General features: G+C 31.3%; 23 protein-coding genes. All 23 read right to left on the bottom strand.

The window, feature by feature from the left end; translation table 11 throughout:
* Positions 1-12: 12 nt before the first annotated feature.
* The 23 genes from dnaG to HMPREF0389_RS01410 all read right to left on the bottom strand — a co-directional run bounded on the left by dnaG (position 13) and on the right by HMPREF0389_RS01410 (position 24,911).
* Positions 13-1,743 carry a DNA primase gene (gene dnaG / locus HMPREF0389_RS01300; RefSeq protein ID WP_014261935.1) on the bottom strand — a complete coding sequence of 577 codons (1,731 nt, stop codon included), beginning with the start codon at positions 1,741-1,743 and terminating at the stop codon, positions 13-15.
* 121 nt (positions 1,744-1,864) lie between these two features.
* Positions 1,865-2,299 carry an ACT domain-containing protein gene (locus HMPREF0389_RS01305; protein ID WP_014261936.1) on the bottom strand — a complete coding sequence of 145 codons (435 nt, stop codon included), beginning with the start codon at positions 2,297-2,299 and terminating at the stop codon, positions 1,865-1,867.
* A 51-nt stretch (positions 2,300-2,350) separates the two neighbouring features.
* Complete coding sequence (locus tag HMPREF0389_RS01310) at positions 2,351-3,214, bottom strand: class I SAM-dependent methyltransferase (RefSeq protein ID WP_041250924.1); 864 nt, start codon at positions 3,212-3,214, stop codon at positions 2,351-2,353.
* 13 nt (positions 3,215-3,227) lie between these two features.
* Positions 3,228-4,580 carry a ribonuclease E/G gene (locus tag HMPREF0389_RS01315; RefSeq protein ID WP_014261938.1) on the bottom strand — a complete coding sequence of 451 codons (1,353 nt, stop codon included), beginning with the start codon at positions 4,578-4,580 and terminating at the stop codon, positions 3,228-3,230.
* Between the two features lie 108 nt (positions 4,581-4,688).
* On the bottom strand, positions 4,689-6,035 hold the full coding sequence (gene glmM, locus HMPREF0389_RS01320; protein WP_014261939.1) for a phosphoglucosamine mutase: 1,347 nt from the start codon (positions 6,033-6,035) through the stop codon (positions 4,689-4,691).
* Between the two features lie 59 nt (positions 6,036-6,094).
* Positions 6,095-7,291 carry a CdaR family protein gene (locus HMPREF0389_RS01325; RefSeq protein WP_156775224.1) on the bottom strand — a complete coding sequence of 399 codons (1,197 nt, stop codon included), beginning with the start codon at positions 7,289-7,291 and terminating at the stop codon, positions 6,095-6,097.
* Positions 7,291-8,121, bottom strand: a complete 831-nt coding sequence (gene cdaA, locus HMPREF0389_RS01330) for a diadenylate cyclase CdaA (RefSeq protein WP_014261941.1) — start codon at positions 8,119-8,121, stop codon at positions 7,291-7,293. The genes HMPREF0389_RS01325 and cdaA overlap by 1 nt, the downstream gene beginning before the upstream one ends.
* A gap of 98 nt (positions 8,122-8,219) precedes the next feature.
* On the bottom strand, positions 8,220-8,744 hold the full coding sequence (locus HMPREF0389_RS01335) for a chromate transporter (protein WP_014261942.1): 525 nt from the start codon (positions 8,742-8,744) through the stop codon (positions 8,220-8,222).
* A 5-nt stretch (positions 8,745-8,749) separates the two neighbouring features.
* Positions 8,750-9,298, bottom strand: coding sequence for a chromate transporter (locus HMPREF0389_RS01340; RefSeq protein WP_207635082.1), 549 nt, complete (start codon positions 9,296-9,298; stop codon positions 8,750-8,752).
* A 21-nt stretch (positions 9,299-9,319) separates the two neighbouring features.
* A complete protein-coding gene (locus HMPREF0389_RS01345; protein ID WP_014261944.1) occupies positions 9,320-10,441 on the bottom strand; it encodes a tetratricopeptide repeat protein in 1,122 nt (373 codons plus the stop codon).
* Between the two features lie 106 nt (positions 10,442-10,547).
* A complete protein-coding gene (locus HMPREF0389_RS09105; RefSeq protein ID WP_049770192.1) occupies positions 10,548-11,894 on the bottom strand; it encodes a C40 family peptidase in 1,347 nt (448 codons plus the stop codon).
* 143 nt (positions 11,895-12,037) lie between these two features.
* Positions 12,038-12,781, bottom strand: coding sequence for an RsmE family RNA methyltransferase (locus HMPREF0389_RS01355; protein WP_014261946.1), 744 nt, complete (start codon positions 12,779-12,781; stop codon positions 12,038-12,040).
* Position 12,782: 1 nt separating this feature from the next.
* A complete protein-coding gene (gene prmA / locus HMPREF0389_RS01360; protein WP_014261947.1) occupies positions 12,783-13,724 on the bottom strand; it encodes a 50S ribosomal protein L11 methyltransferase in 942 nt (313 codons plus the stop codon).
* Between the two features lie 44 nt (positions 13,725-13,768).
* On the bottom strand, positions 13,769-14,287 hold the full coding sequence (locus tag HMPREF0389_RS01365) for a peptidylprolyl isomerase (RefSeq protein ID WP_014261948.1): 519 nt from the start codon (positions 14,285-14,287) through the stop codon (positions 13,769-13,771).
* A 212-nt stretch (positions 14,288-14,499) separates the two neighbouring features.
* Positions 14,500-14,781, bottom strand: coding sequence for an HU family DNA-binding protein (locus HMPREF0389_RS01370; RefSeq protein WP_014261949.1), 282 nt, complete (start codon positions 14,779-14,781; stop codon positions 14,500-14,502).
* Between the two features lie 341 nt (positions 14,782-15,122).
* Entirely contained in the window at positions 15,123-16,097 is a 975-nt protein-coding gene (locus tag HMPREF0389_RS01375) for an SAM-dependent methyltransferase (protein WP_014261950.1), read from the bottom strand.
* A 17-nt stretch (positions 16,098-16,114) separates the two neighbouring features.
* Positions 16,115-17,251, bottom strand: a complete 1,137-nt coding sequence (gene recA / locus HMPREF0389_RS01380; protein ID WP_014261951.1) for a recombinase RecA — start codon at positions 17,249-17,251, stop codon at positions 16,115-16,117.
* Positions 17,252-17,564: 313 nt separating this feature from the next.
* Positions 17,565-18,956 (bottom strand): asparagine--tRNA ligase, encoded by a 1,392-nt coding sequence (gene asnS, locus HMPREF0389_RS01385; protein WP_041250929.1) that lies wholly within the window; start codon positions 18,954-18,956, stop codon positions 17,565-17,567.
* A gap of 18 nt (positions 18,957-18,974) precedes the next feature.
* A complete protein-coding gene (locus tag HMPREF0389_RS01390; protein WP_014261953.1) occupies positions 18,975-19,223 on the bottom strand; it encodes a hypothetical protein in 249 nt (82 codons plus the stop codon).
* Positions 19,224-19,250: 27 nt separating this feature from the next.
* Positions 19,251-20,570: a GAF domain-containing SpoIIE family protein phosphatase gene (locus tag HMPREF0389_RS01395; protein WP_041250743.1), complete on the bottom strand. Its 1,320-nt coding sequence runs from the start codon at positions 20,568-20,570 to the stop codon at positions 19,251-19,253.
* Positions 20,571-20,593: 23 nt separating this feature from the next.
* Complete coding sequence (locus HMPREF0389_RS01400) at positions 20,594-21,358, bottom strand: TatD family hydrolase (RefSeq protein ID WP_014261955.1); 765 nt, start codon at positions 21,356-21,358, stop codon at positions 20,594-20,596.
* Complete coding sequence (metG, locus tag HMPREF0389_RS01405) at positions 21,358-23,286, bottom strand: methionine--tRNA ligase (RefSeq protein ID WP_014261956.1); 1,929 nt, start codon at positions 23,284-23,286, stop codon at positions 21,358-21,360. Before metG ends, HMPREF0389_RS01400 begins: the two co-directional genes overlap by 1 nt.
* Before the next feature lie 581 nt (positions 23,287-23,867).
* Positions 23,868-24,911 carry a PTS transporter subunit IIC gene (locus tag HMPREF0389_RS01410; RefSeq protein ID WP_014261957.1) on the bottom strand — a complete coding sequence of 348 codons (1,044 nt, stop codon included), beginning with the start codon at positions 24,909-24,911 and terminating at the stop codon, positions 23,868-23,870.
* Between the last annotated feature and the right edge of the window lie 204 nt (positions 24,912-25,115).

A 25,115-nucleotide genomic window follows, 5' to 3' on the forward strand; every position in this document is an offset into this window, starting at 1 on the left:
TTTAAGATTAAACTACTTTATATTTTTTAATTCTTTCTGTAAGGATATGATATCAATTCCTATACGAATCAGTTCATCCTTGCATTGTCCACTCTGCATAAGTTCTCGTTGTCTTTTTTTCAAGATATCAATACTTCTACGAATATTATCCTGACGTATGCTATAAATCAATGTGGGCATATCTTCTATTTTACATATACCATCACGCGAAAAGCTGTCTTCGAAACAATCTTTTTTTTGTGCAAGCAATTGCCGGAATAAGCTTCTATTCTCTTCTGAAAAAAAATCCGATTCTTTTATTGAAAATTTAGTAATATATTCGTCTATTCCATAATGATAAATGGAATCTATCAACATCTTTTCCTTATCATAATCATGAAAATCAATTTCTATTTTTTCAACATGTTCTTTCTCAATACTATGATTATGAAATTGGTTAGGACTAAAATACTTCCCATACATTTCTTGCCCTAAAGACTTAATGGAAATTCCGGTGGAAAAAGATATTTTTTTTAATGCTTGCTCTATTAAAACAAAACTGTTTGGTATCTTTTCTTCATACTTTTTTAATACCGAAACAGCATTTTTGACAAATAATAACTTATCGTTTTCTTTTTCCAAATCAACATCGTTACTCAGCAAATATAATTCAAAGTCAATAATATTAAGAGCATTTGTTAAACATTGTTCAAATTTTTGAGGACCATACTTTTTTAAATAATCATCCGGATCTTTCTCTGCGTCTAAAATAACAACTTTTCCTTCCAATTCTTGTTTGTACAAAATATCCATTGCACGTTTTGCAGCTAATCTCCCTGCATTATCAGAATCATAACAGAGATAAACATTTTTCACTTTATTTTTTTTCAACAATTCTGCTTGTTGTTCTGTAAAAGCAGTTCCTAAAGATGCTACTGTATTAGAAAAACCATATCGATGTAATGTAATAGTGTCCATATATCCTTCTACCAAAATAACATCTTTTTGATAAATTGATTTCCTCGCAAAATTAAGAGAATACAAATTATTTTTTTTAAAGAAAATGATTGTTTCGGGAGAATTTAAATACTTCGGTGGATAAGAATCATTAAGAGCGCGCCCACCAAAGGCAATCACCTTACCTTTAGGGTTAAAAATAGGAAACATTACTCTATTCTTAAATCTACAAGTAATCTCTCCATTATCTCTTTTTAGGAAAATACCACTTTTCAACAAATCATCTTCCGTATAAAATTTTTCTAATTTTTCGTATAAATCATTATTAAATGGTGCATATCCTAATCCGAAGTGAAGAATGATTTCTCTATTTAAATCTCTTTTTTCTAAGTATTCCAAGGCAAACAAATTCTTCCATAAACACTCCCTAAAAAAACGAGCTGCCTCCAGATTAATTCTCATAAGGATATCTTTTTCTTCTTGAACCTTCTTTTCCTCTACAGAGTATTCTTTTTTTTCAGGCAATGGAATCATTGCTCTGTTAGCTAAAAAAATCACTGCATCTACAAATTCCAATCGTTCTTTTTCTTGAATAAAAGAAATTACATCTCCTGACTTCTGACACCCGAAACACTTATAAAATTGTCCATTCTGATTCACAGAAAAAGACGGTGTTTTTTCATTGTGAAACGGACATAGCCCCATCCAATTTCCATGTGTACCCTTCAATGACACATACTCAGAAACAACATCCACAATATCATTCTCATCTTTTATTTTTTCTATAAAACTGTTGTCAAAATTCATTTTAACCTCTGTTTCCTATAAAAACTATATTTATATATTTCTACAAAAGAGACCCATTTCCTTTTATTTAACAGATTTATCAAATGACAAGTTTTTAATAAATTCAGAAGGAATAATTTTTTTATTCCAAAGCAATTATCTCAACATTCACAACACCATCCAAAGCAGATATTTCTTCTAAAATTTCTTCAATTTGTATATCCATATTTTTCATATCAAATGTGATGGAAAGATCTGCTGTATTATGAATAGGAATATTTTGATTAATTGTCAAAATATTAGCCTTACTGTCGGCCAATATTTGTAAAATACTTGCTAAGATACCCTTCTCATGTTTTAACATAAAATGTATTGTTGCCTTCTTAGTCAATGTAGACTCAGACAAAGAAAATACATAATCTTTGTACTTGTAAAAAGTACTTCTTGATATCCCTGCTAAACGAACAGCTTCATTAATTCCTTTTACTTCTTTCATCCGCAATAACTCTTTTGCATATAATACTTTCTCATAAATATCCGGCAAAGCTGATGTGTCAATAACTAAAAATTTTCTCATAAAACATTTTCTCCTATATTTTACATAAATCAGAATAGATTATTTCTTTTTCTATTCTACTCTACAATAAATTCCACAAGGCAAATACAAATCTCCTGAAGTAATTGGTAATAACGTTTGTCCCGAATAAATATTTCTATTCATATCAGAAAATTCTATCTTCACAATATTTTCTAAAGCAATATTTGAAAAGCCTGTTGTATAACAATTAATAAGAACAAACAAAAAATCGTCTGTTAATATTTTTTTGATACGTTGTAACAACTCGTTAAATTTGTTCTCAATCTTCCAAATTTCTCCTTTTGGTCCTCTTCCATAAGAAGGAGGATCCATAATAATCGCATCATACTTATTTCCTCGTCGAATCTCTTTTTCGATAAATTTGAATACATCATCTGTTAAAAAACGAAATTTATTGTTTTCTAATCCGGAAAGAATACTGTTTTCTTTTGCCCAACGAACCATCCCTTTTGCAGCATCCACATGAACAACCTCACTTGCTCCTGCGTTTGAAGCTGCACAACTTGCTCCACCTGTATATGCAAATAAATTTAATACTTTTACATCTTTGGTCGAAGATTTAATTTTTTTTGAAATCCAATCCCAATTAACAGCTTGTTCCGGAAATAAACCGGTATGTTTAAAACCCGTAGGATGAATTGAAAATTTCAAGTTGCCATATTTAATTTCCCAACTATCAGGAATATCTTTATAAAATTTCCAATATCCTCCGCCTTTATTATTTCGTAAATATCTTGCATGTGCTGAATTCCATAAATACTCATCAATCGACTTGTTCCATATAATTTGAGGATCAGGTCTTCGTAGTACAATATCTCCCCATCTCTCTAATTTTTCACCGGAATTAGCATCTAATATCTCATAATCTTTCCAATTGTCAGCTACAATCAAGATAAAACCCCTTTCTCTACAATAATTTGACTCCATTCATATAATCTTCATATTTAATATTCATACTAACACCATATTTAGATTCCAAAAAAGATTGATTTTTATCAAAATAACTTTTCATATAACCAGGCGCTAAAACTAAAATATTTCCTTTTTTTAATTCTCTATGATACAAATACTTTCTTAATTCTACTTCCAATTCATCCAATAAAATAAGTGGAGATTTCAAATACCCACTTCCTGAGCACAAAGGACAAGAAAAAGAAATCATATCCATAATATTTTCTTTTTCTCGTTGTCTAATCACTTGAACAATTCCTAGGGAAGTAATATTCAGCACGCTAACTTTTTTGATATCTCTTCTAAACTCTTCTCTCAATCGACGCAAAAGTTTTTCTTGATATCCATGTTTTTTCATATCAATAAAATCAATTAAAATAATTCCTGAAATATTTTTTTTGATAATTAAATCTACTACATATTTACACGACTTAAGATTCACTTCCAAAGCCATATCATCCATATAACAATGTCTTTCCTGATATCCACTATTGACATCCACCGCTGTAAATGCTTCTGTAGGTTCTATGATAATACTAATATTTCCAAACTCATATTTTTTAGAAAATAATTTTGTTAGCGAAATTCCACAACTGCCAAATAGGTCTATTTCCTGAAATATATATTCAGGACGCATCTTTTTTGAACGAGCCCAATCTTTGACTTTTGAAATAATTTCTTGGCTATTTGAAATAATTTCATCTATTGTATCAAATCGAAAGTGATGAAAAAAATCTGACAAAGAATCTTGTTCATAAAGTAATCCAATCACTCCTTCTTTCTTTTTTTTCATTATTTCATTAAAAAGGTCTACTAAGCGCTCTACTTCGTCCCTTACCTGTTCATAATCCACCTCAATAGCCTCAGTTCGTACAATTAAACCTATGTTCAAAAAGTCCGTACTAAGCTTCTTCACTAGTTTGTCGGAACGAGTATCATTTTTTATTTTATTCGATAGAAATATCTCTTTTCCATACGGAAGATATATTACATACTCTCCTGATAGATTAATATCATCGGTTAGCTTTGCAAGTTTGCTGGAAATAGGCTCCTTCTTTATTTGTGCTATTACCACATCCCCATTTTTTAAATCTTTATTAACTTGCAAAAAACCCAATTCTTGATTTCCTAAATCTACCAGCTTACCGCTGGAAGATACAATATTTTTTTTTACTCTACATTGATAAATTTGATTTTTTTTAATATGATAGTCTTTCTTTATAATCTCAATTCTTTCAACAGTACCTTGATTCAAATATGCTACCTTCGTTAAGAAAGAACTATCTTCGATAATTAATTTTTTCTTCATAAAAAGTACCTATTTCTTCCCATTTATGCATAAAAAATGGATTCATTATAAAGTACATATTATAACTTCACCATTTTTTAAATCATATATTACATAAACAATTTAAGTTTAAGACAATCTATCTTCTATAAAAACAGATAATCTTTTTGCCTCTGTTTCTATTTCTTTATAATCTTTTCCTTCTATCATTACCCTGATTAAAGGTTCTGTACCGGAAGGTCGAATCAAAACTCTGCCCTCTCCATTGAATTTTTCTTCAATTAGTTTAATTTTATTTTGTATTTCATCATCATCCAAATACTTGGCCTTGTTTTCCGCTTTTACCTTGGCATTATAAAGAACTTGAGGATAAACTGTCATTATTTTTGATAAAGAAAACAAATCCTTACCTGTATGTTTCAAAATCTCACAAAGAATCAATGAGGATAATATTCCATCTCCTGTTGTATTAAATTCCTTAAATATCATATGTCCTGATTGTTCCCCACCAACAGAATAGTCGTCTTTCAACATCTTCTCTAAAACATACCTATCTCCTACATTGGTGATTGCTAAATCTATCCCCAAATTTTTAGCAGCTAGTTTCAAGCCCAGATTACTCATCACCGTAACTACTAATGTGTTATTTTTAAGTCTATTTCTTTCCTTCAAATACGCTGCTGAAATTAATAAAATTTGATCCCCATCAACAATATTTCCTTTGTTGTCAACAGCTAAAAATCGATCAGCATCTCCATCGTATGCTATTCCCATATCAGAGCCGTTTTTTAATACTTCCTGTTGTAAATGCTCTAAATGAGTTGACCCACAATTTTGATTGATATTATATCCATCAGGAGAATTATGAATAACATTAACCTCGGCACCTAAACGACTATATACTTCAGGAGCAATATGGTACGCAGCACCATTGCTACAATCCATAGTCAACTTTAATCCTTCAAGATTCCCTTGAATACAATTCGTTAGAAAAGTAATATAATCCTCTTCCGGAGTAATACCTCCCAACTTTACTCCCAAACCAATACTATCTATTTTGTACGGAAAATCAATAAAATATTCAATTTCTTCTTCAATTTCATCTGCCAATTTAAAACCGTTGGAATTGAAAATTTTAATTCCATTATATTCGGAAGGATTATGTGAAGCAGAAATCACAATTCCAATATCAGCATTATACTTCCGTATTAAATAAGCTACTCCGGGAGTTGGAATAATCCCCACGTCAATTACGTTCGCACCCACACTCATGGCTCCCGCCGAAATAGCAGAAGACAATAAATCTTTTGAAATTCTGGTATCCGTCCCAATAATCACTTTAATATTTTCATCTGTGCAATGTCCGTTTTTTTTAAACACATAAGCTCCGGCAGCACCGACTCTATATCCAATTTCTGCTGTAAGCTCCTTACCTACAACCCCTCTTATTCCATCTGTTCCAAAGTATTTTCTCATGAAATATAATCTCCACTTCTAAATTTTTAATCTTAAATCTACACCTATATTCTGATATGCTAATTACCTAAAAATATTTCATTTACATTTACTTTGTATGAGTCTATCGGAAGTCTTGTTACCAACTGAAATGATACCTTTTTAGTCACATTGTCCGTGTTATTTTTATCCAAAACAATAGTTACATTACTTTTATCGATTTCAGAATCCAACTCTTTACTGTACAACACTGTTGCTATGATAGACTCTTTCAAAATATTTTTTACTTTTTCTATTTCTTCCGATGAAAAATTTTTAAATATAATCTCGGAAACATCATATTTTATCTCTTTTTGTAATATATTTTCATCTATGCGAGTAATTTTTACGCTACTAGGTTCCATAGATAAACCATCAACATTATTTAGCTCTATTTGATTTCCTATACAAGCTAAAATATTATTACAAGGAATCTGCTTTGTATATACTTCTGTTAGCATATCAAGCGATTTGGTATCCCCTGTAAGCAATATTGTATTTGGTTCCGTCGAATAAGCGCTTAAACGAAGTTTCTCACCATTATAAGAAACTATATTAGGAACAACATCTACCTCTTTAGAGTAATTAAACGATACCTTTACAAAAACATACTTATCACTTAGATGCACTGTATTCATTCTCTTGCCATTTTTATCAACTGCATATAACTCCAATTTTTCACTAAAATTTTCTTTTCTGTTGTCTAATTTAACAGTTGCTATAATTTTTTCTACTTTTTTTAACTCTGAACTGGCACCTTCTACATAAGTAGATGTGATATTGTTCTCTATAGAATAGACTCTTTCGGCTGTTGTTGATTCATCAATAACGTCTATCTCAATAGTCCTGCTTTGCACAGCTATAGTATCCAACTTTACTACAAATTCTTTCGGAATAAACTCATAATGAATTTTTGCAGGAAGTTCTGTTTTTAACATAACAGTATTTTCCCCAATCTTAGGATTGGAAATAATTCCGGTTACACCAATTCCATTAGAGATTTGATTTGTAATATCACTGGACTTTCCTTTCATTTGTATTCTAACAGTTTGAACATCATCTATCGGAACAAATTCCATGTTGTTATTAGAATTTTCATATATAAAGGAAATATCGTTTATGGTAATATCTCTCGTAATAATAGGATCCACGACACCCATTACATAAATCCATAAGATAAAAGAAGAAAAAAGAACAATCAACTTGACTTTTGCATTTTTTTTATAAAAGTTCTTCATCATTTTTGTTCTCCTCTTTTCTTTAAAAAACTATACTTCGGTTGCTCTTCCTCCAAACCTTTCTTTAACAAAGATTTCAAAGTATCTTCTTTCAAATCCTTATATAACTTTCCATTTTGAGCAATGGAAATATGTCCTGTTTCTTCTGAAACTACTAAAGAAATACAATCTGACCGTTCGCTAATCCCAAGTGCTGCCCGATGTCTCGTACCCAATTCTTGGTTTAAAAATTTATTTTCTGTCAATGGAAGAAAGCATCCCGCAGCAGCAATTTTATTTTTTCTCACTACAACAGCACCGTCATGTAAAGGCGTGTTAGGAATAAAAATATTAATTAAAAGTTGTCTTGTCAACTCCCCATCAATCTTAGTCCCTGTTTGAATAATTTCATTAATTCCCGTCTTTCTTTCTAAAATAATCAACGCTCCTATTTTTTGTCTTGATAATGACATCATTCCCTCCACCAATTCTAAAATAAAATTGTCATTATTCGTGTAGGAATTCGTAATACTGGTAGAAAGAAATTTTGTCTGTCCTAAATACTCTAATATTCTACGTAGCTCAGGTTGAAAAACAATTAATAGCGCAAACATTCCCGCTTGAATGGTATGAGTTAGCAACCAAGATAACAATTGTAACTCTAACACTTCTGCAATTCTTGTTATCGCCAGTAGTACTAAAATACCTTTCATTAATTGCTCTGCTCTTGTTTCTTTTATTAAAAGATATAAATTATAAAAAATATACGATACAATTAAAATATCAACAATATCTTTTAATTGCATATTAATTAAAACATCTTTTATTTCCCACAAAAAAATCAACTCCATCTACGCATTATTTTGAGAATACATCTACAAATATCTTATCTTACTTTTTATAAAAAAACAATAATTTCTATTGTAAAAACAATGCTAATAAAGTATTTTTATCCTCTAAATAATATACCTATAACAGCAGAACATATAATTATAAAAATTGGATTTATTTTCTTATAGTATGACAATAAACAAGAAACCAAAAATATAATACCACTTTTCCAATCAACAAAATTATTTCTATTCATCAACATAATGGAGGAAGCAAAAATAAATCCAACAACAATAGGTCTCAAAAATGTAAATACAGACTCCATATAGATATTATCTTTAAATTTTATAATAAATTTGCATAAAATAATGGTAGTAATAAAAGAAGGTAGGACTACCCCAAAGGTAGCAGATACTGCTCCTAAAATTCCTTTATGATTCAAAATTCCAATATACGTTGCACTATTAATAGATATTGGTCCCGGAGTAATCTGCGAAATTGCTAAAATATCAGTAAACTCAGATGGTGTAATCCAATTCGAATTTTCTACAACCTCATGATAAATCATAGAAAGCATTGCATATCCTCCACCAAAACTAAACAATCCTATCTTAAAAAAAGTAAAAAACAAGATAAATAACATTGACTTTACTTCCCTTCCGATTTTCTACAAGATACCAATCCTGCTAAAATTCCAAATAAAATCAATAAAATAGGAGTTATTTTTAATACACAAATCAGAAAAATAACTATAACGATAAATGGTATTGTGGAATACTGTAATTTAGATGTTTGATAAATTTTTATTGCAGAAGAAAAAATCAATGCTACTACAGCAGGTTTAACTCCCATCATAGCAGAGTTAACATAAATATTATCTTTTATTTTTACAAAAAAAGTAGCAATGATACTAATAATACAAAAAGAAGGCAATACACAACCTAATACGGCCATGATAGCTCCTATCATACCACTTGTTTGATATCCTACAAAAACAGATGTGTTAACAGCGATAGGTCCGGGAGTTGTTTGTGCAACAGATAGAATATCTATAAATTCTTCTTCTAAAATCCATCGTTTTCTATTTACAATCTCATCTTGGATAATAGGAATCATCGCATATCCTCCACCGATAGTTGCCATTCCAATTTTAAAAAAACTAAAAAAAATTTCCAAATACAATTTCAAATCCTTCACCGACCACCATCTCACATAACACTAAATTAATTTCTTTAAAGCTCTCCAAACAGATAGAGCAATCTCATCTTTATCATCTAAATCCAATGCCTGTTTTATATATTTTTCAGATAATCCAAGCTCGTTCATATTCATATACACCATAGATAGATTACATAATAATACTGCAGAATCCGGTGATAAATCCAACGCTGCTAAATATAGTTCCTCCGCTTGTTCAAAATCATTCATCATGGCAAAACAAAGAGCCAATTCAGAAATCAATTCAACCTCTGTATTACATAAGTCAAAAGCGTGTGAATAATGCTCTATTGCCTTTTTATACTCTCCCTTAATTCTATAACCATATCCCAAAAGGAAAAATCTTTTATACTTCTCTTCATTTCGAAAAGGGTGGAATTTATACAAATCCCTAATAGCCAAATCTATATTTCCTTCCTCTATTAATTTTTCAATTATACTCAAGGAGTTAATATTTTTAATATTATTTATTTGGATATCAATATCTTCCAAAATATCCATATTATCTTCCGATATATATTTTTTTGCAATTTCAAAGCTATTTTTTGCATCTTCCAAGCAATTATCATTCAAGAAAAAAAAGCCTAACTGATATTGAGCCATAGCAAATCGAGGATTGTGTTTTACAATCAATTTAAATACCCGCTTACTTTCATAATAAAAGTTTTCTTTTTCCTCCGGATTATTCGTTCTATCAATCATTCCTTTACAAAGATTTGCATAATTAAACAGTACATCCAGTTCGGTACTATAAAAGTGTATAATACATGATAATATGATAATGGCATTCCTATACTCACCTTTGTTATATTCTGTATTGGCATAACTAGAAAAAAAAGCAGTCGGATTCGATATATACTTTTGAATAATCTTAAAATATAAATTATTGTACTTAAAATCCTTATCTATCCCCATCACATATCCCATAGATTTTAATGCTTCACCAATAGATATTCCTTCTTTCTTTTTTAAAATCATTTCTTCCAAATAATCGGTAAAAATAGGAACCTGTATCTCATTATCATAAATAAAATCATCACAATCTCTAAAATATTCCTTCGGCAACTCTAAAAATCTTAATTTTTCAATATTTTTTCTTAAATGTATATCTATACAACTCATATATTCCCTTTCTTTAATTCAATTATACATAAAAAATATTACTAAAAGAAGACCTCAAAATTTAAAAAAACAAAATATCAACACTGACATTTTGCTTTTTTAAATTCTATCGGTAACGTTTTGCACCATAGTATCTTTCAGAATAATATTTAGAATCCAACTCATTAATCACAACTTTCTTCTGTCCCGAAGAAGCATGAATAAACTTTCCATCCCCAATATATATTCCGACATGCGTAACCTTGCTTGGCTTTATTGTTACTCTTTTTTTCTTTTCTTTATCAAAATTTGTATCTTCTAAATCATGTGAAACTACTGTTTCAATACTTTCCTGAACAACTACAGCACCGTCGATAGGATCATCAACCTCTGTTTCTAACTTACTTAAACTTCTTGTATCAAAAAAAACTAAATCTCCTGACTTCAGCTTATTTTTATCTACACTCTCGCCTTTTTCAGCTTGTAAGTAAGATGTCCGCGGAATAGAAATTCCAGATTTTTTAAATACGTATGAAGTAAATCCGGAACAGTCAAAAGTGGAAGGACCATTCGCACCATAAACATAAGGTTTCCCCAATTCCTCTACTGCATAGGACAGTAAGTCAGATTGATTAACAAATTTATCAAGCCCATTATCCGACACAAGTTTAGAATACTTCAATTTATCGAAGTCAGAAGTGTTTTTCGGAACTATCTCTTCTTTTTTGTTATCCTTTTTATTCTTTATTTTTTTAGTTTGTTCAACATTTTCTATATCTATCTCATAGCCATCAAACAAATCTATATTATCTTCCGATTTAGCAATTTCTAACGGTTTAGCAGACTTTATTATATTGGAATCATAATTCAAAACATACGACTCTGTCTGATTATTGTCAAGAATAGAAATCAGCTCTTCTTCAGTATGTTCTGTTTTGACTTCATTTTGCTTTATTTTAACAATCTCTTCCTTCTCTAATCTGGCAGATTTTAACTTTGTAGACATACCGTTTTTGATGACAGTCGGTTTCGCAATATCACTCTTCTTATCAACACTTACAACCGAATCATGAATATAAAAATACTGATGTTTTTTCTTGACTAAATAATATCCATTAAAATAATCATATACCGGCACCACTTCACCTTTATAAAAATTCATAGTTGTATCTTTCATAGGAAAGTTATGTTTAAAAGTTGCTTCTCCAAAAGATGTAACTTCATAGAGATCTACATATTCTTGAAATAAGTACCCCTCTTTATTTTTAACTTTTGCCTTTAACCATTTGTCCCCTTCTATGCTCACATCCAAACGAGCATTAGCTGATACTTCACATAACACAGTAGAAGTTGAATCTTTTTTAGCTCTGACATTTAGTGTATCGATATTGACAATTGCTTGATAATCCGCAAAAGAAATCATCGGACACATAATGACGGGAATCATTATGGATAATATACGTCTATAAAGCATTGTTGTTCTCCCCATCCCCAATAACTTGTACAAATACATGTATTCATTATATACGATATAAAAATTAATGTCTACTGTTTCATCCCATAAATTTCACTGTTTTACTTAAAAATAAAGGAGAATTAACACGATAGTATGCCTTCTTATAATTCTAACTCGTAATGTAACATCGACAAAACTGCTACACTGACAGTTTCAGTTCTCAATATTCTTTTTCCCAATGACAAGGACGGAATTCCTTCTGAAACCAATATGTCTTTTTCCTGCTCTGTAATTCCACCTTCAGGTCCAACAATAATTCCTATACTTACACCGTTTTGCAACACTTTTATTCGATTCAGCTGCTCTTTTAGATAACTTTTCAATGTTAAGTTGTGCTCTTCTTCATAAAAAAATAAATTTAAATCATTTTTCAATAATTCTGAGGACAACTCACTAAAATCTATAGCATTCTTTACACAACTGATTTTATTTCGTTTACACTGTTTTGATGCTTCTAAACAAATCTTATTCCAACGCTGTATCTTTTTATCATCTTTCTCTAACTTTGCTACCGACCTTTGAAAACGGACAGGAATAATTGTATCAACACCCAGCTCTGTTGATTTTTGAATTAAAAATTCCATTCTATGGCCTTTTGCGATACCTTGATAAAGAGTGACGAAAATATTTGATTTTGATTTCGGTAATTCTTTTTGAATATCAAAATAAATCCTTTTTGAATCAATTGCTGATATTTTTGCAATATACTCCCCTTGCACGGAATCAAATATCTCTACATAATCTCCTACAGAAAATCTTAAAACTTTAGTGATATGTTTAATTTCTTCTATATCGTCTAAAAAGGCATGTTCCTTAAAAGGATGATCAACATAAAAACGATCCATATTATTCTCCCTGTTTTGCTACTATAGCATTCCATTCTCCCTTTTGAAGAAGAGTAGTAATAACAAAGTTATGCTTTTTGAGTTCAAAAACCACTTCGCTCAATTTATCTGAAATAATTCCAGAAGCAATGAACATTCCATCTTTGTTCATAAATAAACGAACTGATTGAATCAACATGATAATCGCATCAGCCATAATATTGGCAACAACAATATCATACAACCCAATACTTTCATCAAGCAAATTTCCTTCTTTCACAACAATTTGTCCGGTTAAATGATTATATTCTATGTTTTCTTTTGCAACTTTAACGGCAACGGGATCTAAATCAATAGCTTCCACGATATTGGCACCTAATTTTTTTGCTACAATTGATAGAATTCCACTTCCGCAACCTATATCTAACAAATTGTCCTGATATTTAATATTCTTTTCAATCAATTCAATACACATAGAAGTTGTTTCATGTTCTCCAGTTCCAAACGCCATACCGGGATCCATATCGATTACAATCTCGCCCTCTGTTGGTGTATAATGTCTCCACACAGGATTAATCACTATTTTATCCGTGGCATGAAATGTTTGAAAATAATCTTTCCAACTTTCTTCCCAATCTTCTTGTTTAAGAGAATTTGTCGATATTTTGCCCTTTCCTATATTCAAATCAAATTTTTTCAACTCTAATATTCTAAACTGTAAGTTTTCTAATATTTCACTTAAATTGTCAGATTCAGAAACATAAGCTTTTATAATAACATCTGCTTTTTTCCCTGATTCTACTTCTTCATCAATATAATCCCAAAAAGGAAACTCTTCTTTAAAACTTTTCAAATCATGTGGATCTTGTATAGAAACACCAGAAATCCCAATCTCCAATAAAATTTCACAAATTGCATCCACAGCTTCATTAGACGTTACTATTTCTACTTCTGTCCATTTCATAACTACAAACCTCTCTTGAACCCGGTCCCATCAACCTTTGGAATCTAATATCTTTCCGGCTCCGGAAAATCAACTCCAAAGGTATTTACCGTAACCATTTCCATAACAACATCTTCTAACGGCTTATCACCAAATGATGTTTTTACTTTTTCTAAATCCATAATCAAATTCAATCCTTCTATAACTTTTCCAAATGCAGCATATTGTCCATCCAAATGAGGGCTGACTGATGTCATCAAAAAAAATTGTGACCCTGCGGAATTTGGATCCATAGTTCTTGCCATAGATAACACGCCTTCTGTATGTTTTAAATCATTTGTGAAACCATTAGCAGAAAATTCACCTCTGATAGAATATCCGGGACCTCCCATTCCTGTCCCTCTCGGATCCCCTCCTTGTATCATAAACCCCCTGATAATTCTATGAAATATTAAACCATCATAATATCCTTTTTTAATTAAACTAATAAAATTATTAACAGTGTTTGGTGCAATTTCAGGATATAGTTCTATCTTGATATTTCCCTTATTTTTAATTTTCATCTCAACAATTGGATTTGGCATAATCATTCTCTCCTTAATTTCAAAAATAGCAACTACATAATGATAAAAAAATACTACAAAGCAAAACAATATTGCATATTATAAAATTATGTATTATAAATTTTGTTCGTACTCAATCAATCTATTCTTGTTTTTATACTACTCACAAAAACACGTTGAAAAATATGTTCAACGTGTTTCCAAATAAAAGGTAAGTATTTTTATAAAAGTACTTATTTGTGGTTTACTTTTTCTTTCAATCCTTTTCCAGCTTTAAAAACAGGAGCTTTTGATGCAGGTATCTTAATAACTTCTTCTGGTGATCTAGGATTTCTTCCTTCTCTTTCCGCTCTTTCTCTGGTTTCAAAAGATCCAAAACCTACCAATTGTACTTTTTCGCCAGCAACCAAAGCGTCTTCAACACAGCTCATGAAAGCATTCAATGCTACTTCCATATCTTTCTTTGTCAAATTACACTTTTCAGCCATTTTTGTTACTAATTCTGCTTTATTCACAGTACTACCTCCTTAAAATTGAAAAAAATAATATAAAGCTAATTGATTTTCCATAAAACTATGGTTTTTGAAAACAAGTTACTACAAAAATATCCTAACGCATATATTACTCAAAATAACTGCTTACACTTTAACCTAGATGTCATAACACAGAGTCCTAAACAATCAATAACACACGCTCAAAGTTTCTCTTCTTTATTTTTACACTTGTTTTTCTTAATTCTATCAAAAAATATGATATAGTCAAGTATTTATCAGTATTTTTCTTGTTTTTATTAATTTTTAGCTCATTTCTAAATAAAAATTAGTTCTTTTTCTCTTAAATTACCATAATTTTTCAACTATGTGATAGATTTTAGCGTGAGGTTTCTATATAATAAATCAATAACGTCAAAAATATCAAAGAATCCCGTTTCCCTGCCATTTTGAGCACACAATAATATCAACAATAAAACATCGCCTAACTCTTCTATAAGATTATCAATATCTTTATTATCACTGGACAAGTTCAATTCATTGCTTTTACACGATAAATACTTTTCCAATGTGTTATAGCATCGATTTTTATCCCAAGCATACCCATACGCACTTTTTGCTACTCTTATCAAATCAACTAAATCATAAAAACTATAGTGTAATTTTTCTAATTGAACTGGAATATACAGACTTGTAAGATGATTGAATTTCCATTTTATTTGATCTAAGCGATATAAAGGGATCTTTACTTTTTTTTCTAAATTTGGAATAAGAGCTCCTTCTACAATCCATATTTCAAACTCATCGCCATATATCTCCATCAGTTTTAATTTGACTTCAGAAGCAATCCAACTATTATACACCTGTGTCAATATCAAACTTTTCCCTGTATCTATCTTGTTTTCATCAAAATCCATCGCATTTAACAAACAAAAACCATGTACCGGATCCAACTTCAAATATTGATAAATAGCATCAACAAAGCTCATAGAACCTATCACACGACATTCAATATTCTTTCGTTCCAATTCTTTTTCAATCATAGCTACTGTTGTTTCAGCAACGTATGGGTGCCCGGGAACACAATAAATAAGATCTTGTTTTTCAGCACAAAGAACAATAAACTCACAAATGGTCTCATATACCGTTTCAAATTTATCATAATCCGAATAAAATCTATCTAAAAATTCAAATTGTATTCCCTGCTCTAATAAAGCATCCACTACAGGATGTTCTTTTGTTCTACAGTATATTTTTTTACCTGATACAAGTTCTCTATATGCCCCTAAACTCAAATTGTCAATATTTCCCGGACCCAGTCCAATGATGGTTACAGACATATCTATCTCCTCTAAATTTATATGTTCAAATCCACAGTATCATCCAAATCGGAGAAATCATCCATATTTACCTTTGTTTCAGATAGTGCATCTTCTATTAAATCATTTTCAGAAACATGAGATTTCAACAGTGTTCTTCTGACTTGCCCTTCAATTTCTTCCATCATTTCTTGGTTGTCTAATAAAAATTGTTTTACATTTTCTCTTCCTTGCCCAATTTTCATATCATTATATGAATACCAAGAACCTGCTTTCTCTATAATTCCATATTGTGAAGCAATATCAACAATTTCTCCTGCCCTGGATATTCCTTCTCCATACATAATGTCAAATTCTGCTTGCCTAAATGGAGGCGCAACTTTATTTTTTACAACTTTTACTCTTGTTCTATTTCCAACAACCACATCGTTCTTCTTGATAGTATCAAATTTTCTGATATCCAACCTTAATGTAGAATAGAATTTTAAAGCTCTTCCACCCGTTGTTGTCTCGGGATTTCCAAACATAACTCCTATCTTTTCTCTTAGTTGATTGATAAAAATAATAACTGTCTTAAAACGATTTGTTGATGCTGTTAGTTTTCGTAACGCTTGAGACATCAATCTAGCTTGAAGACCAACATGAGAATCACCCATATCTCCCTCTATTTCAGACCTTGGAACTAATGCTGCAACAGAATCTATAACTAAAATATCAATCACCCCACTCTTTACTAATGATTCTGCTATTTCCAACGCCTGTTCCCCGTTATCCGGTTGGGAAATAATCAAATTGTCAATATCTACCCCTAACGCCTTTGCATATACCGGATCCATGGCATGTTCTGCATCAATAAAAGCAGCCAACCCTCCGGCTTTTTGAGCTTCTGCTACTGCATGAAGTGCAACTGTGGTCTTACCTGAAGATTCCGGACCATAAATTTCTATAATTCTACCTTTCGGAAGCCCGCCAACACCTATTGCTAAATCCAGTCCAAGAGAACCGGTTGAAATTGTCTCGATATTCATATCTATATTGTCACCAAGCATCATTACAGCACCTTTTCCAAAATCTCTTTCTATTTTAGAAATAGTCGCATCTAACACTTTTTTTCTTTCAGCACCGATTCGATCTACATTATCAACATTTTTACTTTTTTTATCTGAGCTTTTCATACCACACTCTCCTTCTTATGTACATAGATAATATACCACATCTTCACAAAAAACATTTGTTCTTGTATGTATTATATTCAAATTTTATTTCTTCGTCAAGTCTATATGATAATTTATATTCCGTTAAAGAAACTAACCTTTATTCACATATATGTTTGTCTTATCACCACATCCTTACCTGATTGAAAATTAAAAGTTTCTTATATCTAAAATTGGTTTCATAGATTGAATAAAAGCTTCATACTCATATTGATAAAGAAGAGCAACATATAACAACTATTATACCTTGCTCTTCTTTAATTATATAATTTGACTAAAACTCTGCTGTTCCAACTGTTCTTGGGAATGGAATCACATCTCTAATGTTACTCATTCCTGTCAGATACATAATCATTCTTTCAAATCCTAATCCATAACCTGCATGTTTCACACCGCCATATTTACGCAATTCCATGTACCACCAATAGTCATCTTCATTCAACCCGATATCTTTCATGCGTTCAGAAAGAACATTTAGTCTTTCTTCCCTTTGAGAACCTCCAATAATTTCTCCAATACCCGGAACTAATAAATCTGCCGCTGCTACTGTCTTATTATCATCATTTATTCTCATATAGAATGCTTTAATATCCTTTGGATAATCCGTAACAAAAAGAGGTTTCTTAAACACTTCTTCTGTTAAATAACGTTCGTGTTCTGTTTGCAAATCACTACCCCACTCTATCGGATATTCAAATTTCTTATCTGACTTTTGTAACAACTCAACTGCTTCTGTATAGGTAATTCTCTTAAAATCAGAAGATGCAACATGATTCAACCTATCTAATAATCCTTTATCTATAAAAGAATTAAAAAATTCCATTTCCTCAGGGGCATGCTCCAATACATAATCAATGATAAATTTTATCATTTCTTCGGCTAAATCCATATATCCATTTAAATCAGAAAAGGCAATTTCCGGCTCAATCATCCAAAATTCAGCAGCATGTCGTGCTGTATTTGAATTTTCCGAACGAAAAGTAGGCCCGAAGGTATATATATTTTTATATGCAAGAGCATAACACTCTCCTTCTAATTGACCGCTTACTGTCAAGTTTGTTGACTTTTTAAAAAAATCTTTTGTATAATCTATACTGTTGTCCGAATTTTTAGGAATATTGTTAAAATCAAAGGTTGTAACATGAAACATTTCACCCGCGCCTTCTGCATCAGAACCGGTGATAATAGGTGTATTTACATATACAAAATTCCTTTCTTGAAAAAATTTGTGTATCGCATATGCCGCTATAGATCGAACTCTAAATACTGCAGCATAAGTATTCCCTCTTGGTCTCAAGTGAGAAATTGTTCTTAAATATTCAAATGTATGTCTTTTTTTCTGCAGCGGAAACTCCGGTGAAGATTCAGCTTCCACAATAATCTCAGATGCCTTTATTTCAAAAGGCTGTTTCGCTCCGGGAGTTTCAACCAGTGTTCCTTTTACACTAATTGCAGTAGCAATACATAATTTAGAAATTTTTTTAAAATCAGTTAAATTTTCTTCATACACAACTTGAAGATTTTTGAAAAAAGTTCCGTCGTTCAACTCGATAAACCCGAAACTTTTGGACGAACGATTAGTTCTTATCCAACCCTCTACTACAATTTCTTTTCCTACATAATCTTTACTGTTACGAAACAAAGCTCTAATATCAATGCTTTTCATCAGATACACCTCCATCATTTATTCCAAATCCTCTTTTGTAATTGCCATAGAAGGATATTGTGCTAATATTGTTAAATCCATGTCTTCAGGGACAGTATATACCATATAACAATTTTCAGGATGCTTTACAATCAACTCTTGCATTTTTTCTTGTGCCAAATCACGATCGTAGGTAATTAGTACAACAGATACTACCCCAACTTTTTTTTCGTCTTCTTTTCTAACTCCACCGCATAAAACAACTTTCAACAACTCTTTTTTCTTCAAAATAATTCCCCACCTTCAATTTCTATTTTAACTGTCTTTTTGAATTGTTCCTAACTCCACCCCTATCAACATAGTATCATCTTGGAGAACGGTATCTGTATGTCTAATATATTCCAAAACATCTTCATATAACCTCTCTACAAAATTTTCATATCCTTTTCCTTTATTCTTTCTACAAAAATCAATAATTCCATCCGTACCATACTCAATTCCATCTATATTTGTAGCTTCTAAAATTCCGTCTGTATATAACAATAACATATCATACTCATCGGCTGAAATTTGGTTTTGAGTATACTGCACTGAAGAATCAATTCCTAACGGAAGACCTTTATTTTCCCCAATATAACTATACCAAAACATATCTTCATTCTGACTAAATAAAATAGGTTCTGTATGGCCTGCATTGGTAATATAGAGCATATTATCTTCAAAATTGATATAAACTGCCTGTGCTGTAATAAATAGATTCGCCTTATCCAACTCTTTCATCAATAATTGGTTCATTTGATTCATCAGATTTTTCGGCTCAACAACTCCCATAGAAACACAGGTTTTCAAAATACCTTTCATCATCGGAACAAAATAATTGGAAGATGCACCATGACCCATCACATCCGCAATAAAAACTAAAGCACTTCTATTTTCAAAGGGAATAATTTCACAATAATCTCCACCTAATCGTTTAGAAAGTTTTGGAAGATACTTCATTGTTTCACCATATTTATATAAATAGTTAATTCGTCCTCCATTTAAAAACAATAAATTATTTTCACTCATTACATTTTGTTGCATATCAAATGCTATTGCCATTTCCCTTTGTCTCATCTTAGACTCTAATATCTTTTTATTCAACTCTGTTCTTTCAATAGAGATACCAAGCAATAAACCAATCTCCTCTAAAAAACAAATGTTATCCCTCGATAAGAAAAAATTTTTTTTAAACAAAAAATAAATGAAGCCATCTATTCCTTGACTTGTTATAATCGGAAACACTGCTCTCTGTTGGTAGTTTTTTTCATCACTAAAAGTATATGAGTAAATCCCTTCCGAAACTGCATTCCATATAAAGTCCGAATAACTTTCTCTTGGCAAAGAAATAATATCATCCAAGTTTGATTCTATTCCTTCTCCGAAAGATGATTTATTTGTATAAGAATATACCAGCTGAACCTCTTTAGCATTTTCTTTAGGTATCATATTAATCGAAATTTTTTCACAAGGAATTACGCTGCGGACAGATTCCATTACCTCATTTTTTACATCATAGAAATTTTCCTTTTTTGTAATGAGTCGAATGATATTAAGAATTAAATTTGCATGATTTCTAACCTCAGATAATCCCATACTCATCTCCAATACATATCACTTTAAATGCCATAAAACATCCTTGCGTTATAATTAGTTCTATCCACTACTTCCGTAAAATCAATATTTTTTAACTCGGCAATTTTTTGAGCCACAAATCTAACTTTGGAAGGATCGTTTCTTTTGCCACGGAATGGTTCAGGTGTCAAATACGGACAATCAGTCTCTAACAACAAATGTTCCATAGGAATAAATTTTGCTACATCCAGTAAATGCTTCGCATTCTTAAAAGTAATTGCTCCCCCTAATGCTATAAAAGCCCCCATATTAACATACTTTTTTGCCATCTCTAAACTTTGAGAAAAACAATGAATCAAAAGTCTTGAAGACCGATTGTGTTGTTCAAGAATATCGTAGGTATCTTGCGCTGCATCTCTAGAATGAATCACGATTGGTAAATTACACTCATTTGCCAACTCTATTTGTCGTATAAACCATTTTTTTTGTAATTCTCTTGGAGAATTATCATAATAATAATCTAACCCTATTTCTCCAATAGCAACTACTTTATCGTGTGTGGACAACTCTCTTAATAAATCAATATCATCTTCTGTCATAGATTTCACTTCATGCGGATGAACGCCTACTGTAGCATATACAAAAGAATATTTTTCAGATAATTCAATAGAGTTTTTTGATGTTTGTAAATCAGCACCGATATTAACAACGTAATCAATATCATCTTCTGACAAAGAAGAAATCAGTTCTTCTCTATCTCCATCAAACCTTGAATCATCTAAGTGTACATGACTATCGAATAGCCCCATTATCTCACCTCTACTCCATCAATAATCCCTTCTGCAGAAATTGTAACCAATGATGTATCATCCTCTGTAGCTGCTGACAAAATCATTCCTTCTGATACAACACCTCTTAGTTTGACAGGTTTTAAATTCAAAACAACAACAAGTTTTTTACCAATCAAGTCTTCAGGCTTATAAAATTTTGCAATACCACTGACTATTTGTCGTTCTTCACTACCCACCTTTAATTTAAATACTAATAATTTATCTGCTTTTGGATGTTGTTCACACTCTAAAACTTTCGCTACCCTAAGTTCAATTTTATCAAAATCCTCAATCGTAATTTCATCTTTATGAGGTGTAGAAGTGCTTTCTTCTTTTTTATCCACAAATAGAAGTTCCATCTCTTGCAATTCTTTTTCGATATCTAATCGCGGGAATAAGTTTTCTCCCCTTTTTACCTTAGTCTCAAATGGATATCCACCAAACACTTTTACACTATCCAACGTAGCCTCTTCTACCGGAATATTGATTTGTTCCAGTATTTTATCGGAAGTAATTGTTAGCATAGGTCTCAAAAACACTGCTACAACTCTCAGAGTTTCTATCAAATGATATAGTACTGAGCGTAACTCTTCTTGTTTGGTATCGTCTTTTGCTAATTTCCAAGGCATTGTTTCATCAATATATTTATTTGCTCGACGAACTAATTTCCACAACTCTTCAAAAGCTTCATTAAACTGCATATTTTCCATAGCTTCATCAAATTTTTCGAACAATTCATTAATAATTGTTTCTAAACTCTCATCAAATTCTGTTGAAGCATTATATTCCATTACTATTCCATCAGTATATTTTTCAACCATAGAAACTGTTCTGGATAATAAGTTCCCCAAGTCATTTACTAAATCTGAATTTATTCTTGTAAGAAATCCTCTATTGGTATAGTTTCCATCCTGTCCAAACACAAATTCTCTCAGTAAAAAGTATTTTAATGCATCAATTCCATAACGTTCAATGATTGGTTCAGGATATACCACATTTCCTTTTGATTTGCTCATTTTATCATCAGAAAACAAAATCCATCCATGCCCATAAACCTTTTGAGGAAGTGGCAAATCCAAAGCCATCAATAAAGCCGGCCAAATAATGGTATGAAACCTCATAATTTCCTTACCGACAATTTGCATATTTGCAGGCCAATATGCTTGCATCTCTTTTGTATTATCAGGATATCCCAAAGCTGTAATATAGTTACACAATGCATCAATCCATACATAAATTACATGTCTCTCGTCAAAAGGAACCTTTACTCCCCAATCAAACGAGGTTCTGGATACAGACAAATCTTCTAATCCTTTTTTCAAAAAATTATTTAGCATTTCATTTTTTCGACTTTCCGGAAAGCAAAAATCCGGGTGTTGTTCATAGTACTCTATCAAACGATCTTGATATTTGGACAATCTAAAAAAATAAGACTGTTCCTTTTTGGATTCCACCTCTCTGTGACAATCCGGACACTTATTGTCTTCCAGTTGAGATTCTGTCCAAAAAGCTTCACATTCCACACAATAATGCCCTTCATATTCTCCTAAATAAATGTCTCCTTGATCATATAATTTTTGGAATATTTTTTGAACGCGTTCCTCATGTCTTGATTCTGTTGTACGAATAAAATCATCATAAGAAATTTCCATAACATTCCATAGTTTTTTTATATCGGAAATCATATTATCTAAATATATAATCGGCTCTAATCCCATTTCTCTTGCCTTCTTTTGAATTTTTTCTCCATGTTCATCAGTTCCTGTCAAGAAACGAACATCAAATCCTGCAAAACGTTTATATCTGGAAATAGCATCTGCAGCTACAGTGGTGTAAGTGTGTCCAATATGAAGTCTTCCACTTGGATAATAGATTGGTGTTGTTACATAAAAAGTTTTTTTACTCAAAAAGAACTCCCCCTTATTTTAATTGAAATATAGCGCTTAAATTTATGTATCAAAAAAATTACCCGTGTTTCAAACGGTATCCCCATATAAAAATCCGACAAGCGGTTACCGCAAAACATCCTACTCCAATACACAAAATATCAATCAAATACAAAATATTTTTACTCACCTTATGATACAACAGAGGTGTTGCAATGTCAAATCTTTCATACCTTCAATTAACCATCCAAATTATTTAATCGAAAAACTAAAAGCTCTTATGCATAAATTCCATTCTATAAGTTGATTTTATATAGAAAAATATAGGAACATTCTATTTTCACAACATTATCGTTTCATAATAAATCCAATTTAACCACCACAAATTGGAACTTAATACAAATACTTTCTTTAAAAAACTCACTATCATCAAAGTACTGAGAAGCAATCATTATAATCTCTAACATCTGAATTATATAGAAAATAAGTAAAACATACAAATCGTGTGATATAAAAAATTTTTATCATAAAAATACAGATTACCCTAATTTGAATCAATACTCCATCTTAAGTAATCTGTATTTACAATAAAACAGTTATTTTTATAAATCTAACTTCAAATCTCCATCTTTAATCCAACCCACACTCTTTAGCATCTTATAAAACAATAGACTTAATACTGTTGGCAGAATAAAGTGTATTAATAAAATTCCACCATAAATTTTCATAGAGGAATTCCCTGATTCCATCATAGCAGTAACAGTTCCTATTTGTCCTACAAAACCGCTTGTTCCCATCCCGGAACCAATTGGAATGTTTTCCATTCTAAAAACCATGGTTGAAATTGGACCGGTAATCGCTGCAGCCATTGTAGGCGGTATCCATATTTTCCAATTTTTTAATATATTTGGAACTTGTAGCATAGAAGTCCCAATTCCTTGAGCCAAAAGTCCGCTCCATCCATTTTCTTTAAAACTAATTACTGCGAACCCAATCATTTGTGCACTACATCCGGCGGTCGCTGCTCCTCCGGCTAATCCTGCTAAAGAAAGCATCATACACAATGCTGCAGAGCTTATTGGTAGTGTTAGAACTATCCCTACAACAACTGATACAATCATGCCCATCCAAAATGGTCTCAGTGTAGTTGCAACCATAATCATATTTCCCAACCGAATCATAACAGCGTTAATCGCTGGTCCTAAAAAAGTTCCCAGCCATACCCCGGTAACTATAGTTACTGCCGGAGTAACTATAATGTCCACTTTTGTTTCTTTAGATACTATTTTCCCTAACTCTACACTAATCCACGTAGCAATCCAAGCGCCAACCGGCCCTCCAAACTTATTTCCTGCAAATCCTACAATAACTGAAGAAAAAATAACCAGATTTGGAGCTTTCAATGCCATAGCAATCGCTACTGCAATAGCGGGACCTGTCATATCTTTTGCTATAGGCCATATGACTTCAGATAAAAAAGGAATATGTAATTTAGTACCTATAGTATTTAGAATAGTTCCTATTAATAAAGAAGCAAATAAACCCATCGCCATAGAACCTAATACATCAATTCCGTATCTTTGAAAAGACATTTCAATTCCTTTTTTCTTTAAAAAATTTTCTTTTGCATCGTTTTTTTCTTTCATTACTATTTTCCTCCTTGTCAATTTCAGTAAAATCATGTATCTCATGGAACAAAAATATAGATTTTTACCTGAATATCTTTGTGTGAAATAAAATCTATTCAATCACAAAAACAATCATATATCAAAAAGAATGTTTTTACAACTGTCTTGTCATAAAAACATTCTTTGCAAAAAGACTGATTTATGAAAAATATAGATTCTTCG

Origin of the sequence: Filifactor alocis ATCC 35896 (genome assembly GCF_000163895.2) — a bacterium.
Classification (GTDB): Bacteria; Bacillota; Clostridia; order Peptostreptococcales; family Filifactoraceae; genus Filifactor; species Filifactor alocis.